The sequence below is a fragment of the Halomonas sp. 18071143 genome (assembly GCF_019211725.1).
Lineage (GTDB): Bacteria > Pseudomonadota > Gammaproteobacteria > Pseudomonadales > Halomonadaceae > Vreelandella > Vreelandella stevensii.
In genome coordinates this window covers 711,190-726,432 of the sequence record NZ_CP078120.1, presented here as the reverse complement: position 1 = coordinate 726,432, position 15,243 = coordinate 711,190, and the positions used below count along the sequence as shown (strand labels likewise).

General features: G+C 61.5%; 14 protein-coding genes and 1 pseudogene. All 15 read right to left on the bottom strand.

The features are described from left to right. Positions 1-139: 139 nt before the first annotated feature. Positions 140-955 carry a DUF2189 domain-containing protein gene (locus tag KVY02_RS03540; RefSeq protein WP_081136236.1) on the bottom strand — a complete coding sequence of 272 codons (816 nt, stop codon included), beginning with the start codon at positions 953-955 and terminating at the stop codon, positions 140-142. A gap of 288 nt (positions 956-1,243) precedes the next feature. Further along, the gene (locus tag KVY02_RS03535; protein WP_081136436.1) at positions 1,244-1,672 is read right to left on the bottom strand and encodes a universal stress protein; all 429 of its coding nucleotides are present in this window, start codon (positions 1,670-1,672) and stop codon (positions 1,244-1,246) included. A 13-nt stretch (positions 1,673-1,685) separates the two neighbouring features. Further along, on the bottom strand, positions 1,686-4,289 hold the full coding sequence (locus tag KVY02_RS03530) for a TRAP transporter permease (RefSeq protein WP_218314380.1): 2,604 nt from the start codon (positions 4,287-4,289) through the stop codon (positions 1,686-1,688). A 132-nt stretch (positions 4,290-4,421) separates the two neighbouring features. Further along, positions 4,422-5,402 carry a TAXI family TRAP transporter solute-binding subunit gene (locus KVY02_RS03525; protein WP_016916224.1) on the bottom strand — a complete coding sequence of 327 codons (981 nt, stop codon included), beginning with the start codon at positions 5,400-5,402 and terminating at the stop codon, positions 4,422-4,424. 454 nt (positions 5,403-5,856) lie between these two features. Further along, on the bottom strand, positions 5,857-7,158 hold the full coding sequence (locus KVY02_RS03520; protein WP_100731936.1) for a TRAP transporter large permease: 1,302 nt from the start codon (positions 7,156-7,158) through the stop codon (positions 5,857-5,859). After that, positions 7,148-7,627 (bottom strand): TRAP transporter small permease, encoded by a 480-nt coding sequence (locus KVY02_RS03515; protein ID WP_218314379.1) that lies wholly within the window; start codon positions 7,625-7,627, stop codon positions 7,148-7,150. The genes KVY02_RS03520 and KVY02_RS03515 overlap by 11 nt, the downstream gene beginning before the upstream one ends. A 56-nt stretch (positions 7,628-7,683) precedes the next feature. Next, positions 7,684-8,694: a DctP family TRAP transporter solute-binding subunit gene (locus KVY02_RS03510; protein ID WP_218314378.1), complete on the bottom strand. Its 1,011-nt coding sequence runs from the start codon at positions 8,692-8,694 to the stop codon at positions 7,684-7,686. Between the two features lie 196 nt (positions 8,695-8,890). Beyond that, on the bottom strand, positions 8,891-9,412 hold the full coding sequence (locus KVY02_RS03505) for a DUF192 domain-containing protein (RefSeq protein WP_016916220.1): 522 nt from the start codon (positions 9,410-9,412) through the stop codon (positions 8,891-8,893). Positions 9,413-9,428: 16 nt separating this feature from the next. Continuing rightward, positions 9,429-10,565 (bottom strand): ABC transporter ATP-binding protein, encoded by a 1,137-nt coding sequence (locus KVY02_RS03500; protein WP_218314377.1) that lies wholly within the window; start codon positions 10,563-10,565, stop codon positions 9,429-9,431. Continuing rightward, positions 10,528-11,196, bottom strand: a complete 669-nt coding sequence (gene modB / locus KVY02_RS03495) for a molybdate ABC transporter permease subunit (RefSeq protein WP_016916218.1) — start codon at positions 11,194-11,196, stop codon at positions 10,528-10,530. Before modB ends, KVY02_RS03500 begins: the two co-directional genes overlap by 38 nt. Further along, positions 11,196-11,990 carry a molybdate ABC transporter substrate-binding protein gene (modA, locus tag KVY02_RS03490; protein ID WP_218314376.1) on the bottom strand — a complete coding sequence of 265 codons (795 nt, stop codon included), beginning with the start codon at positions 11,988-11,990 and terminating at the stop codon, positions 11,196-11,198. The genes modB and modA overlap by 1 nt, the downstream gene beginning before the upstream one ends. Further along, the gene (gene pyk, locus KVY02_RS03485) at positions 11,968-13,452 is read right to left on the bottom strand and encodes a pyruvate kinase (RefSeq protein ID WP_218314374.1); all 1,485 of its coding nucleotides are present in this window, start codon (positions 13,450-13,452) and stop codon (positions 11,968-11,970) included. Before pyk ends, modA begins: the two co-directional genes overlap by 23 nt. 98 nt (positions 13,453-13,550) lie before the next feature. Then, entirely contained in the window at positions 13,551-14,042 is a 492-nt protein-coding gene (locus KVY02_RS03480; protein ID WP_218314373.1) for an ureidoglycolate lyase, read from the bottom strand. Positions 14,043-14,079: 37 nt separating this feature from the next. Next, a complete protein-coding gene (locus KVY02_RS03475) occupies positions 14,080-14,910 on the bottom strand; it encodes a bifunctional allantoicase/(S)-ureidoglycine aminohydrolase (protein ID WP_218315035.1) in 831 nt (276 codons plus the stop codon). A 177-nt stretch (positions 14,911-15,087) separates the two neighbouring features. Further along, positions 15,088-15,186, bottom strand: a pseudogene (locus tag KVY02_RS03470) (MurR/RpiR family transcriptional regulator); the annotation flags it as partial. Positions 15,187-15,243: the final 57 nt, after the last annotated feature.

The following is a 15,243-nucleotide window of genomic DNA, read 5'->3' as shown; positions in this document are numbered from 1 at the left end:
CCTTGCGACAGGCACAAATAAAAAGAGATGGCGCTTAGGGTACGCCATCTCGATTCCCGGGTCAGGCTAATGACGATGTTTTTGGTAAAGAGCCGGTTATATCCTGCCAGCCAGGTGAAGAAGTGGCCTCAAGGTACCGTCAGCTTTTCAGCTGCTCAACGGGTTCAAAGCGCACCAGCTCTTCGTAGGCGTGCCAACTGGCATGACCAAGCACAGGCAGAATCAGCGCCAGGCCGATGTAGAACGTCATCACACCCACCAGCACACAGCCAGTCAGAATGGCAGCCCATAGCAGCATGGGGCGGAAGTTACGCGCCACGCAGCGCACGCTGGCCTCGATGCCCTCCATGAAGGTCAAGTCCTGGTCCATCAGGGTCGGAATGGCCACGGCGCTGATAGCAAATGCGCCAAAGGCCAGCACACCACCTGCCACGGTGCCCACCGCCAGCATGCCTAGCCCTTCGGGCGTAGTGAGCAGTGCGGTATACAGGGTAGCCGGACTAGGCACTTCGAAACCGAAAAACAGCGCGAACAGTAGCGTGGCCAGACGAATCCAGGCGAGAAAGAAAATCATCATCATGACGCCCATCATGGCCAGCTGCCCCGCGTGGGGCTTCCAACTGCCAAACGCATCGCCCAGGTTGGGCGCGCGCCCCTGCTCGAGTGCCCGGCTGATGCCGTAAGAGCCCACCGCCACCAGCGGGCCCACGAACATGAACCCGGCAATCATCGGCAGCAGCCAATACCAGTAACCCAGTGTAAAGGCACCTGCCGTAATGGCAATGCTCAAGCCCACCCAGAACAGCCCGTACGCTAGGCTGATGGCGGACGCGCGACGGAAATCTTCCACACCGGCGGCCAGCCAGGCCCGTGGCCTGTCCATCCCGACCTTGTTAATGGTGATCTTGACGTTGGGCACACCTGCCACTGGCTGTGTTTTTGTTGTTGCATTCATGGCGTAACTCCCGTGTTTTACCCCAAATGGCGTTGTTGCACCAAACACCCAGGCAAGCAAATCGTTACCCTGCGTGATGACACCATTACTTCCACGTTAATGGCTTAATGCTCTTTTAATGTAGTTGAGTTGCCATGGAGCGACGTGTTTTGACGGAGTCGCGTACAAAAAACCCTCAACAGGGCCGATTACCAACGATTAATTCGATGCGTTAGCGCGGGTTAATATACAAAAAACGCGCCAGGCAATATGCCTGGCGCGTTGCGTGGGTGCAGTCGGAGCGAGCGGCTAGCGCACGATCATGACCGACACTTTGGCATGATGCACGACGTGCTCGGCGTTGGGCCCCAGCACGTAATCGACGAACTTGCGCTTGGTATGCGAGGCCATCACGATCAGGTCGGCATCGATTTTCTTGCCTACCTTGATAATGGCCTCCCAGGGCGAGCCGTCGACGATCACGCTCTGGGTTTTGATCCCTTCGGGCACATGCTCCTTGATGAACGAGCGCTGCGCCTCCTTGATGGCCGTGTGAGCCTTTTCCGAAAAGTTCTTCGGAAAGTAGGCGCCCACCATGGGCATCTTGAACTCCGGCAGCACCGTCACGATATGCAGCGACGCCCCGAAGGTCTGACACAGCGTGATCGCCGTGGGCAAGGCCTTCTTCCACGACGCTTCTTCGTTCAGGTCCACTGGTAGCAGGATTTTCTGATACATGATTGTCATCTCCTCAGGTGACCGCCGAAGCCGTTGCCGCACGTTCCTTGTCGCGACGGCGGCGTTGCAGTAACACAACGAAAGCAAAGAGGGCGAACCCGGGAATCCACATCCACTCTTTCGCCCAACGGTCGATGGGCGCCAATACTTCGATGATTTCCTGATCGAAATCGAAGCCCAGATCCTGCGCCAGGCCGCCGAACTGCACGAAGTCGACCGTGGCCTGATCACCGTCTACCCACAGCTCCATGCCCAGACGCTCCATGCGTTCTTCAGCGGAATCGCCACGCGGTACAGGCACCAGAATATACGTGGTCATGGGGTCGCCGAAGTTGTCTTCTCCCGCGATTTGCACGCGCAGGTTACTGCCATCTTCGACTTGCCCAAGTGCTTCTGCAAACTGTGCTGGCGGCACCGACTCGTACGGATCATGGATGCGGTCCATCCAATAACCGGGGCGGAACAGGGTAAAGGCAACCAGTAGCAGCAGCAGCGACTCGTACCAGCGGCTGCGAACCAGCATGTAGCCTTGGGTTCCCGCCGCGAAGATCAACATGGCAATGGTCGCGATGATGAACACCACGATCCCCTGCAGGAACGACACGTCGATCAGCAGCAGGTCGGTATTGAAGATGAACAGGAACGGCAGAGCCGCCGTGCGCAGGCTGTAATAGAACGCCTGGAAGCCCGTCCGCAGAGGATCGCCCCCCGACACCGCAGCCGCCGCAAACGACGCCAGGCCCACCGGGGGCGTCACGTCGGCCATGATACCGAAGTAGAACACGAACAGATGCACGGCAATCAGCGGAACGATCAAGCCATTCTGCTGGCCCAGCAGGACGATGACGGGGGCCATCAGTGCTGACACCACGATGTAGTTGGCGGTGGTCGGCAGCCCCATGCCCAGAATCAGGCTGAGCAGTGCCGTCAGCAGCAGAATCAACATCAGGTTGCCACCGGACAGCACTTCGACCACGTCGGCCAGCACCAGGCCTACGCCGGTCTGGGATACCGCACCCACCACGATCCCGGCGGTGGCCGTGGCGATACCGATCCCAATCATGTTGCGGGCACCGGCCACCAGACCATCCCAGAGGTCAAGGAAACCTTCCTTGATGTCGGCGGCCATTTTGCTACGGCCACGGAACAGAGCGGTGATTGGCCGCTGGGTAACCATGATGAAGATCATGAACACGGTTGCCCAGAAGGCAGACAGCCCCGGCGAGAGCCGTTCGACCATCAAGCACCAGACCAGTACCACCACCGGCAGGATGTAGTGCAGCCCGACCATGACCGTGGGACGCGTCTGTGGCAGCGTGACGACCTTGGAGTTGGGGTCGTCCATCTCCAGCTCGGGGTAGCCCGAACCGATCTTCAACAGGCCCACATAGGTCACTGCCAGCAGCACCGCAACGACCCACGGGGTCGCATCACCCAACAGCGGTTTTAGCCAGCCCAGTCCGTAATAGACAGCAAACGAGAGGGCCATGATCAGAATCAGGCCGGTCAGGAAGCCCAGCACCTTATTGATCAACGGGCGTGCCGGGTTGCTGGACGGCAGGCCAGTCATGTTCGCCTTCAGTGCTTCGAGGTGAACGATGTAGATCAACGCAATATAAGAAATGACGGCCGGTAGGAACGCATGCTTGATCACTTCCACATAGGGAATGCCCACATACTCCACCATCAGGAAGGCAGCTGCCCCCATGACCGGCGGCATGATCTGGCCGTTCACCGAGGAGGAGACTTCCACCGCGCCCGCTTTTTCGGAGCTAAAGCCAACGCGTTTCATCATGGGGATGGTAAAGGTACCGGTGGTGACCGTATTGGCAATCGAGGAGCCCGAAATCAGCCCCGTCATGCCCGAGGCCACTACCGCTGCCTTGGCCGGACCGCCCTTGAAGTGCCCCAGCATCGAGAAGGCCACTTTGATGAAATAGTTACCGGCCCCTGCCTTATCCAGCAAGGCGCCAAACAGTACGAACAGGAAAACGAAGCTGGTAGAGACGCCGACTGCAATGCCGAACACCCCTTGCGTGCCCAGCCACTGGTGGTTGATCAAGCCGTTCAGGCTGACTCCGCGATGCGCCAGAATACCCGGCATATAAGGCCCAAACAGGGAGTAGGCGATAAACACCCCGGCCACGATCATCAGCGGTGGCCCTAACGCACGGCGGGCGGCTTCCAGCAGCAGCACAATGCCGACGACGCCGACCACCACGTCCTGGGTGATGGGCCTGCCCGGACGCTGCGCCAAATCACCAAAGAACAAAAACAGATAGGCGCCGCAGAAGGCAGCAACCGCAGCAAATCCCCAATCCAGCAGCGGCACGCGATCACGCGGCGAGCGCTTAAACGCAGGATAGGCCATGAAGGCCAGAAACAGCGCAAAGGCCAGGTGAATGGAGCGCGCTTCCGTAGAGTTGAAAACGCCGAACCCGAGCATGAAAGGAAGTGGCGATGCAATCCATAGCTGAAACAGCGACCAGGCGGCTGCAATACTTACCAGCAGCTTACCCGGCACCCCCAGGGGTTTCCTTGCCCCTGTATCGCTGGAAGCGACCATATCCTCCAGGTCACTTCCCGCGGCTGCCGAAGGTTGTTTGTCATCACGCATACGCTTGCCCTGCCTAATGGTCAGCACTGTGAATCAGTGCTTTCAACAAGAAGCGCGGACACCCAAGGTGCCCGCGCTTTATCACTCATCACGACGCTGCTCACCCTAGCCAGCAGTATCGCTTTTCCGTACTTATTCGATCCAGCCACGCTCACGGTAGTAACGCGCAGCGCCATCGTGCAGCGGTGCGGTCAGACCGTCAGAGATCATGTCTTCTTCGTTCAGGTTCTCGAACGCCGGGTGCAGACGCTTGAAGCGGTCGAAGTTTTCGAACACGGCCTTGACCGTTTCGTAGGCCACCTCTTCATCTACCGCCGTGGAAGACACGAAGGTCGCTGCCACACCGAAGGTTTCGACGTCTTCGTCGTTACCACGGTAGAGACCGCCCGGGATCACGGAACGGGTGTAGTAGGGGTACTCTTCGATCAGGCTGTCGATTTCATCGCCAGTGACCGATACCAGACGCGCATCGATGGTGGTGGTGGCTTCCTGGATAGAGCCGTTCGGGTGGCCTACCACGTACACCATGGCATCGATGTTGTTGTCAGACAGCGCAGCCGCCTGCTCGGCAGCGTCCAGTTGAGAAGCCAGAGCGAAGGTGCTCTCGTCCCAACCAAATGCGTTCATCACCACATCCATGGTGTTGCGCTGGCCAGAACCGGGGTTACCGATGTTGACGCGCTTGCCGGGGAAGTCGGTAATGCTTTCAATACCGGAATCGGCACGAGCAACTACGGTCAGCGGCTCGCCATGCATGGTGAAGAGCGCACGCATCTCTTCCCACGCGCCGTCCTCTTCAAAGTTGGCTTCACCATGGTAAGCACGGTACTGCACGTCTGACTGGACAACGCCCATGTCCAGCTCGCCGCTTTTCAGCCCATTGACGTTAGCCACGGAACCGCCGGTGGACGGTGCGTTACAACGAATGTTGTGCTCATCGCTGCCACGGTTGACCATGCGGCACACCGACTGACCGACGACGTAATAAACGCCGGTTTGGCCACCGGTACCGATGGTGATGTAACGGTCCTGTGCTACCGCCGGAGAGGCGAAGGAAGCCGCAGCGATGAACGCGCCCGAGAAGGCCGCAGTAGAAAATACATGGCGTTTCATGAATACACCTCTTTATCTTGATGTTGTGAGCGTTATGCGCTTTGCAACCACCTGCAGAACGGTTCCCTTCAGGTGCTACGGTTCCAAAACGTTGTCAAGACAGTCTGTTATCAACCTCGGCAATTACTGCCGACAGTGACTACTTTAGCGAAAAAAAAACCACTTGGCGAAGCGCACAGCCATTTCACGCTTGCGATGGCAGCCACGAGAGACGTTTTTACCGTTCACTAGCTACCCACCGGGCAACACCACCACCCTCCTGGATGTCGAGGGCAACCAACGGTGAACGCCTCATTGCTGAGGGCAGCGGCGGATTGCCTCGGTACGCCATTGGGAATAAGTTTAGCGGGGTTTGCGCATCTATAACGTTTAGTCAGCGTTAAACATGCCCGCCTGGGCCATACCATTTTTGCATAGGGTATCCTCGACGGGCTGTGCGTGTTGTCACCAGGCATCAAACGTTATAGCCCAGCACGCCCGGCAACCACAGTGCAATGCTCGGGAACATGGCCACCAGCGCCAGCGCACAGCCCATGGCCAGCACGAACAGCATGGCCCAGCCTATCGTATGCTCCAGACGAATTTTGGCGACCTCGGTGGTCACCATGAGGTTGACCGCCACAGGCGGGGTGAACTGACCAATGGCAATGTTCATGGCCAGTAGAATGCCGAACCATACCGGATTCCACTCAAAATGCTGCATCACCGGAATCAGAATCGGCATCATGATCAGATAAATGGAGATCGCATCCAGCAACATGCCCGCCACCAATACGGCCAGCATCACCAGTATCAGCAGCAGTACGCCGTTATCCGTCAAACCAATGATCCACTCGGCCATGTGCCGGAACGTGCCCAGCATGGTGCCTGCCCAGGCGAAAATACCGGCCAGAGCAATGATCAGCATCACGACCCCTGAAATGATCGCGGCTTCGCCCAGCAGCTCCCATAAATCACGCAGCGTCAGCTCACGGGTCAGCAACAGCCCCACCAGCGCCCCGTAGGCCACGGCCACGACGGCGGCCTCGGTAGGCGTGAACAAGCCTGAACGCAGGCCACCAAGTATCAAGATCGGCGCAAACAGGGCAGGCAAGGCATCACGAAAGGTGCCGCGCACGGTCAGCCGCTCGGCCCCCTCCACCGGGGTGCCTTCCCAGCCGTAACGCTTGGCCACCAGCATGGCGGGTACCAGCAGCGCCAACCCGGCCAGTACACCAGGAAAAAGGCCAGCGGCAAAGAGTGCCCGCAGGTCCACTCCCGGCACGACGATGGAGTAAAGAATCAGTGCCACCGAGGGCGGGATCAGAATCGCGGTCGACGCAGAGGCCGCAATCAGCGTGGCAGAAAACGGCTTCGGGTAGCCCGCTTTGGTCATGCTGGGCAGCATGACCATGGCCACGGCGGCAGCATCGGCCGGGCCCGAGCCGCTCATGCCGCCCATGATCATGCACACCAGCACGGCCACCAGCGCCAGGCCGCCATGGCGCGGGCCAATCAAGGCCTGAGCAAAGCGCACCAGACGCAGCGCGACCCCTGCCCGCTCAAAAATAAGCCCGGTCAATATGAACAGCGGAATGGCGATCAGCGGGTACTTGGCGATGCTGTTATAGGTGTTGGTGCCCAGGGTCGCCAGCATGTCGGGCGAGAGCCCCGCGACAATGCCCACAGAACCGGCCAGCGCCAGTGAGAAGGCCACCGGCACACCGGCAATCAGCAGGCCCGCGAACGCCAGAATCATCCAGATATCAGGCGTCATGAGGAAACTCCCCTTTCAAGCGCGCCCGGGTCTGTTGCACCAATCGCCAGCTCATGGCCAGCGTCAGTACTGGCAACCAGGCCAAGTACCACCATTGAGGCAACCCCAACCCGGGAGAAAGCGATTGCCACTCCCGCTCCTGCCAGGCCAGCTTGCCGCCATACCAGGTAATCAGGGCCAACACCGTCAAGCCACACAGCGCCTGAAACAGGATCAGGACACCCCGCCACTTTGGAGGCAAGGCGCGCTCCAGAAAGCCCAGGCGAATATGCCGGTCGTGGCGTAAGGCGACGGAGGCGCCCGCAAAGGTCAGCACCACCAGCAGAAACACCGAGAACTCTTCGGTAAACGAGAAAGAACCGCCGGTAATGTAACGCGTGATGACGTTCCCCAGGCTGATCAGCGAGATGATGATCAACGCTAGGGCGCCCAGCCAGCGTTCGGGCCGGGCATCAGGAAGGCCTTTCATGGCAACCTCACACAAATAGCCGCCGCTCGGGAGCGGCGGCAGCGGCTAGCGAAATATCAGCGTGCGTCGATTGCCGCTTGCGCAGCCTCTACCAAGGCTTCGCCGATGCGGGGCACCCACTTTTCATGGACGGACTGGGTCGCCTCCACGAACGCCTGGTACTGCTCATCGGTCAGCTCGGTCACGGTCACCCCGCGTTCCTGAATGGCGGCCAGCCGCTCATGCTCCTGCTCGCGGGTCATGGCGATTTCCCACGCTCCGGCTTCCTGCGCGGTTTCACGCAGCATCGTCTGCTGCTCTTCACTGAGCGTACGCCACACTTGCTGGTTCACCGCAAAAATCAGCGGGTCGTTCATGTAGTTCCACAGCGTCAAATGCGCTTGGCCCACCTGGTCGATGCGCGCCACGTCGAACACCGACAGCGGATTTTCCTGGCCATCGACCGCGCCGGTGGTCAGGGCGGGCTGAGCGTCGGTCCAGCTCATTTGGGTCGGGTCTGCGCCCAGTGCCGAGAACGTGTCCTGGAACAGGGGCGAGCCCACCACGCGAATTTTCAGGCCGTCCAGATCTTCCGGCTGGCTGATGGGGCCGCGGGAGTTGGACACCTGGCGAAAGCCGTTTTCCCCCCAGGCCAACGGCATGACGCCACGCGACTCGATGGCCTCGAAGACCATGTCACCCGCTTCGCCGCCGGTCACCGCGTCCACGGCGGCTTCGTCAGGAATCAGGAACGGCAAGGAGAACAGATTGAGCTCCGGCACTTGCGGCGACCAGTTGATGGTCGAACCGACGGCCGCATCGATCAGCCCGGAGCGCATGGCGGAAAACTCGCGGGTCTGGTCACCGGAGACCAGCTGGGAGTTGGGGTATACCCGCAGCGTCAGTTCGCCGTCACTGCGCTCTTCCACCAGTTCTGCCCATTTTTCGGCGGCCTGGCCCCAGGGGAAGGCATCGGACAACACCGTGGAGACAGAGAGTTCACGCGCCTGTGCAGAAAAAGCAGCCGAAAGGAGTGCAGCACCGGCCAAGCCAGCGGTCAAACGAGCCATGGAGCGTGTCAGCGTCATTGTTATCGATCCTTTTTTCATTTTTATGAGTCGTGAAGAACGCCGTGATCTGGCGGGCGCTCCGCGCCATACGGGAAAGCCCCGTCAGCGACACCCCATTGTAGGCGCTCACCGAGTGAAGGGAAGCGCTGGCCGCTGCTTTTGGCCATCGACTTTCGCCGCAGCGTCTTCACTCACTGCTGACTGGTATGCGGAGTTACTCCGGGCGGCAGAAGCCGGCCAGCGCAGGCACGGACACGCAGTCGCCCACTTGGATGCCACGCTCGGCAAAGTATCCCGCGTTTACCTCAAGGGCGGCATGGTAGGCCACGCCTGCAGGATAGGAGGGGCACTCACGCGGGGTGCTGGACTCACAGGGCTGCATGGTATTGATCGCCACGATGCGGCCTTCGTCATCGATGTAAGCGATATCCAGCGGGATCAGCGTGCGATACATCCAGAACGCATTGCCTGCAGGCTGTTCGCTCTCGAAGCGGAACAGCATGCCGCGTGAGGTTGGCAAGTGCTCACGTCCCATCAGCCCACGCTGACGCTGGGCGACCGTTTCGGCCACTTCCACTTCCAGACGATGCGGCCCGCCCTCGCTGTGAATCGCCAGCGGCAGGGTATCGACCATGGCCGACTCGGCGGCCATGGCGGTCACGAGCGACAGCGGCAGGCAGCTCGCCAGGGAGACCCCCAGGGTGGTTTTCAGCAGTTGGCGGCGGGACAGGGTCATGACAGATTCCTTCTTCCTATACAGTGGCCTGCGGCGAGGTCATGAGATGGATTCCCTCGGCCAGCAGCGAGACGGTCACAGGCTCCCCCAACGCCAGCTGGTTGCGTTTGGCCGCGTGGGTAGCGATATCGAAACGTAGCATATCCCCATGCGAAACGCGCAGCGAAACCGAAGTCATGCTGCCCAGCATCACCATTTCACTCACCGTGGCCGTCACCGGGTTTTCGCGCTCCCCCTGGGAGGGCCGCCCGCGTCGGTGCAAGACGATATCCGACGGCGGCAGATACCAGGTCACGGTCTCCCCCGCCGAGCAGTGTTCGAGGCCGCGAGCGACTTCCAGCCACCACTCGCCCCACTGCAGCCGTGGCCCGCTGGCCGTGTTGACCACCTGCCCCTGAAAAACATTGTGGCGGTCGAGCAAACGCGCCACCAGGGGCGTGTCAGGCTGGCGAAACAACCGCTCCGGGCCGCCCTGCTGCAAGCTGGTGCCGTTGTGCAGCACACAGATCTGGTCGGCCAAGGCCGTCGCTTCTTCGAGGTCGTGGGTGACCAGCACGATGGGGATGGCAATTTGCTGACGCAACAGCGCAAGCTCCCGCTGCAAGCGGCGCCGAGTGACCTGATCGACCGCAGAAAAGGGTTCGTCCAGCAGCAGCACGCGGGGCTCTCGTGCCAGTGCCCGCGCCAGGGCAACCCGCTGACGCTGCCCTCCCGAAAGCTGGCTGGGGTAGCGGTTCTCCAGCCCTTCCAGGCGCACCTGGGCCAGCCATTGCGCGGCACGTGCGGGTCTTGCCACTGAGGGGAGGTGACCCATGGCAATCTGGACGTTCTGCTGCGCGGTCAGGTGCGGGAACAGCGCATAGTCCTGAAAGACCATGCCCACCTTGCGCTGCTGGGGTGTCAGTGCCTGGCGCGGCCCCTGCCCGGCCGAAAGCCACCGCTCACCGGCACAGCTGATGTGGCCCTGGGCAGGATGGTAGAGCCCGGCAATGGCGCGTAGCAGGGTGGTCTTGCCGCTGCCCGATGGCCCCACCAGCGCCAGCAGCTCCCCCGGCGCGCAGTGGAAGGTGGCGTTCAAGGGGATGGGGCCCGCCTGATGCAAGGACACCGTCAACTCAGCCACGTGCCCACCTGCGTCTACCCGCCAACCCATAGACCAGCCCCAACGTCGCCAGCGAGATGGCCAGCAGCAGCGCCGACATGGTGGCCGCGCCCTGCTCGTCGAAGGCCTGTACTCGGTCATAAATGGCAATGGAGAGCGTTCGGGTTTCGCCATCGATGGCGCCGCCCACCAGCAGAATCACGCCAAACTCCCCCAGCGTATGGGCAAAGGTCAGCGCGGTCGCCGACAGGATGCCTGGCCACACCAGCGGCAGTTCGATACGCCACAGGGTCTGCCATGGACTGAGCCCGCTACACCAGGCCGCTTCGCGCAAATGCACGGGCACATGCTCGAAGGCCCGCTGAATGGGCTGAATGGCAAACGGCAGGTTGGCAATCAAAGAGGCCAGCAGAATCCCGGTGAAGGTAAAGTTGAGGCCGCTGCCAGTGAGCGCCGCCCAGGCGCTGCCCAGCGGCGCATCGCGTCCAAACTGCTGCAGTAGATAGAAGCCCAGCACCGTGGGCGGCAGCACCAGAGGTAGGGCAATCAGCGCTTCGCAGACGCCCTTGCCACGAAACCGAGCCGTGGCCAGCCACCGCCCGCACCAGATGCCCAGTGGCACCAGCAGCAGGCTCGTCAACGCCGCCAGCCGCAGCGAGACTCCCAGCGCCGTCCAGTCCATCACTCGGTACTGAAGCCGTAGGCGCGAAAGAGTGCCTGGGCCTCGGGCTGTTGCAGCCAGCCATAGAAGGCCTGGGCGGCTTCTCCGGCGTGAGGGGTCAGCACCATGCGCTGAGTCAGCGGCGTGTGCCACGCTTCGGGGACCAGCACGCTCTCGCTACGGGCCGCCAGCCCAGGCGCCAGCACCAGCGAATAGGCCACCAGCCCGCCCCTTGCGTCGTCGGACAGCGCAAACTGCATCGCCTGGGAAACGTTTTCCCCCTGTATGCGCAGCGGGCGACTGGCCTCCCAGAGCCCTGCCCTTTCCAGCACTTGCTGAGCGGCCACGCCATACGGTGCATGCTCGGGGCTGGCCATGGCAATCCGCAGGCGCTGGCCATTCTGCAACGCGGCCACGGCGTCTTCCACGCCGGCCAAGGGCGCCTGTTCATCGGGCGGAGGATAGCGGCCGGCAGGCTGTACCCAGGCCAGCCGCCCACGTGCATAGATCACGCCTTCATCCACGACGTGCCCTTCCCGGTAGAGCGCTTGCACGAAGCCCTCATCGGCGGAAAGAAACAGCTCGAAGGGCGCCCCCTGGGCGATCTGACGGCGGAAGTTACCGGAAGAGCCCAGGTTGAGGCGCAGCCGATGCCCGGTTTGCTGGGTAAACCGCTCAGAAGCCTCTTCCAAAAAGAAGTGCAGACTGGAGGCCGCCGCTACGATGGGTGCGCCTGCCATGGCAGGCGCACCCAGCAGCAGGCAACCGAGGCACAGCAGCCAACGCACGCGCTTAGGCCTGGGCACTTTCCACATGCTGCTCGTTAATCACCATCACCTTCATGGTGTTGGTGCCGCCGTGAGCATTCATGTGGTCGCCACGGGTGAGGATGACGTGGTCACCCAGCTTGGCGACCCCTTGCTTGACCAGCAGGGTCAACGCCTGGTCATTCAGCTCGGTGGCGCTCATCTCGGAGGTATCGAAAGGCAGCGATACCACGCCGCGATAAAGTGCCATGCGACGCTGAGCGATGGGGTTGTGTGCCAGGCCCACGATGGGCAGACCGGAGCGAATCCGCGATGCGATGAGCGGCGTATAGCCAGACGCCGTCATGCAGGCAATCGCCGCTACCCCTTTCATGTGGTTGGCGGCGTACATGGCCGACAGGGCAATGGTTTCATCCGGCCGGGTAAAGCCTTCATGAATACGGTGCCCGGACTCTTGCGCCACCCGCTCCCGCTCGGCTCCCAGGCACACGCGCGCCATGGCCTCGACGGTTTCCAGCGGGTAGTCGCCCGCCGCCGTTTCTGCCGACAGCATCACGGCATCGCTGCCATCCAGCACGGCGTTGGCCACGTCGAACACTTCTGCTCGGGTGGGCAGCGGCGCAGAAATCATGCTTTCCATCATTTGGGTCGCCGTGATCACGGCCCGGTTGAGCGAACGGGCGCGCTTGATCATGCGTTTCTGCACGCCGACCAGCTTGGCATCGCCAATTTCCACGCCCAGGTCACCCCGCGCCACCATGACGGCTTCGGAGGCTTCAATGATGCCATCCAGCGTCGCTTCGTCGGCCACGGCCTCGGCACGCTCGACCTTGGCCACCAGGCCAATCGCCTTGCCTTCCTCGCCCAGCAGTCGGCGTGCTTCGCGCATGTCTTCTGCCGAGCGCGGAAACGAAATCGCCAGGTAATCGACGCCGATCTCCACCGCCGTTTTCAGGTCGGCCTTGTCTTTTTCGGTCAAGGCCGGCGCGGAGAGGCCTCCCCCCTGCTTGTTGATCCCCTTGTGGTTGGAGAGCTTGCCCCCCACGACCACCTGGGTGTGTACCTGCTTGCCTTCGACACGGGTCACGTCCAGCACCACGCGGCCATCGTCCAGCAGCAGGCGGTCGCCGGTCGTGACGTCATCGGCCAGGGTCTTGTAGTCGCAACCGACGCCCTGCTGAGTACCGGCATCGCTGTCCATGGCCATGTCGAGCACGAAGTCCTGGCCCTCTTCCAGATACACGGCGCCCTCCTTGAAACGGGCAACGCGGATCTTGGGGCCTTGCAGGTCGCCCAGCGCCGCCACGCTGCGGCCCAGCTGGGCAGCAATCTCACGCACCCGGGCCAAGCGACGTCGATGGTCGTCGGCCGTGCCGTGCGAAAAGTTCAAGCGCACCACATCCACCCCTGCCTTCAGCATGGCCTCCAGTACACCCTCGCGGTCACTGGCAGGGCCAAGGGTAGCGACGATCTTGGTACGACGAAGGGGGATATGGGTGTTTGTGCTCATAAAAGTCCTGACCAGTAAAAGAGGAAATGTTCGCGTATCAGCATACCCCAAGCAAGATGACACTCGCATGTACTTGTTGCAACGGCCAATGTCGGCGATTACGGCGCCACGTGCACGCACAAGGACAGCGGGTACTCGTCACAGTTGTTGCCATCTCCACCGCGGTCCACCACGAGAAACTCGCCTTCACGCTCCAGCACCGACTGAATGGCGTGCCAGGTGCCTGCTCGGTAGTTCACCCCCTGGCGGCCATCCGTCACGAAGGCCCGAACGTCCTGGGGCGCGATGGTGTCGCCGGGCGGGGCGACCACCACGATGAAACGCTCTTCGTGCAGCGGCATGAAAGCCTGGCTGCCCAGCGGGTGGCGTTCCAGAAACGTCAGCGTCAACGGCAGCGACACCGGCTGGCTGACAAAGATGCTCACCAGGGTGCGCGGGTTGTCGCCCAGCGTCTCGACCCGCGCCAGATCGTGATGCCGCTGGGTACGCCCTGCGTTGATCGGAAACGATGGCGAGGTACGCGCATCGAGCACCTCGCCAAATGGTTCAAATGCGGCTTGTGTCAGGGGTGTTGCTTCGAGTGTCAGCATGATGGCTCCTGGAGTTCAGTGTGCTTGTGCGCCAGCGTTAGCGAGCGCCAAGGCGCAACGCCGCGTGACGATTCACATCCTTGTACAGCAGATAACGGAACGGGCCAGGCCCACCCGCATAACAGGCTTGAGGGCAGAACGCCCGTAGCCACATGAAGTCCCCCGCTTCCACTTCTACCCACTGCTGGTTGAGGTGATAGACCGCCTTGCCTTCCAGCACGTAGAGCCCGTGCTCCATCACGTGGGTTTCGTCGAACGGAATCACGCCACCGGGCTGGAACGTCACGATGTTGACGTGCATGTCGTGGCGCACATCGCCAGGTTCGACAAAGCGCGTCGTTGCCCAGCGCCCTTCCGTGCCCGGCATCTCGATCGGTGCGATCTCCTGCTCGTTGGTGACGAAGGCCGGCGGTACGTCCAGCCCCTCGACGAACTCATAGGCCTTGCGCACCCAATGGAAGCGCACCGGCTCGCGGGACTCGTTTCGAACCTGCCAGTGGCTGCCGGGGGGAATGAAGGCGTAGCCGCCAGGGCCCATGAGATGACGCTCGCCAGCCAATGTCAGCGTCAGCTCTCCTTCCACGATGAACAGCACCCCTTCTGCCTGAAGGTCCAGCTCAGGCTTGTCGCTGCCGCCCTCGGGCTGCACTTCCATGATGTATTGAGAGAACGTCTCTGCAAACCCGGACAGCGGACGCGCCAATACCCACAGCCGCGTGCCTTCCCAGAAAGGCAGGTTGCTGGTCACGATATCGCGCATCACCCCTTTGGGGATCAGCGCATAGGCTTCCGTGAAAACGGCACGGTCGGCGGTCAACTGAGTTTGCGGCGGGTGTCCGCCGGTGGGCGCATAGTAATTGGCTGGCATGGGGGCCTCCCTGACATTTTTTGTATACGAGAATAGGGCACTGACCGGAAGCTTATACCGAGCCAGGCAGACACGGGGTACCCCAGCGCCGCCGTGGCCCCTCCGATAAAGGCGATCAACGACAGCACCACGGTCCAGCGGGCCGCCAGCAGCAGGTTGCGCAAAATATCCCAGAAGCTGAGGCGCCAGGCGTACTCGCCCACGCGCCTGAATCAACTGCTGGCGCAGATGTAACGCCAGCGGATAGCTGTTGCGAAACCCCATGACCACGATCTGCTGGGCAGCCGTCAGCGCATCGAATTGGGCGGCAATCCGTTGTCCTATGTGGGGCGT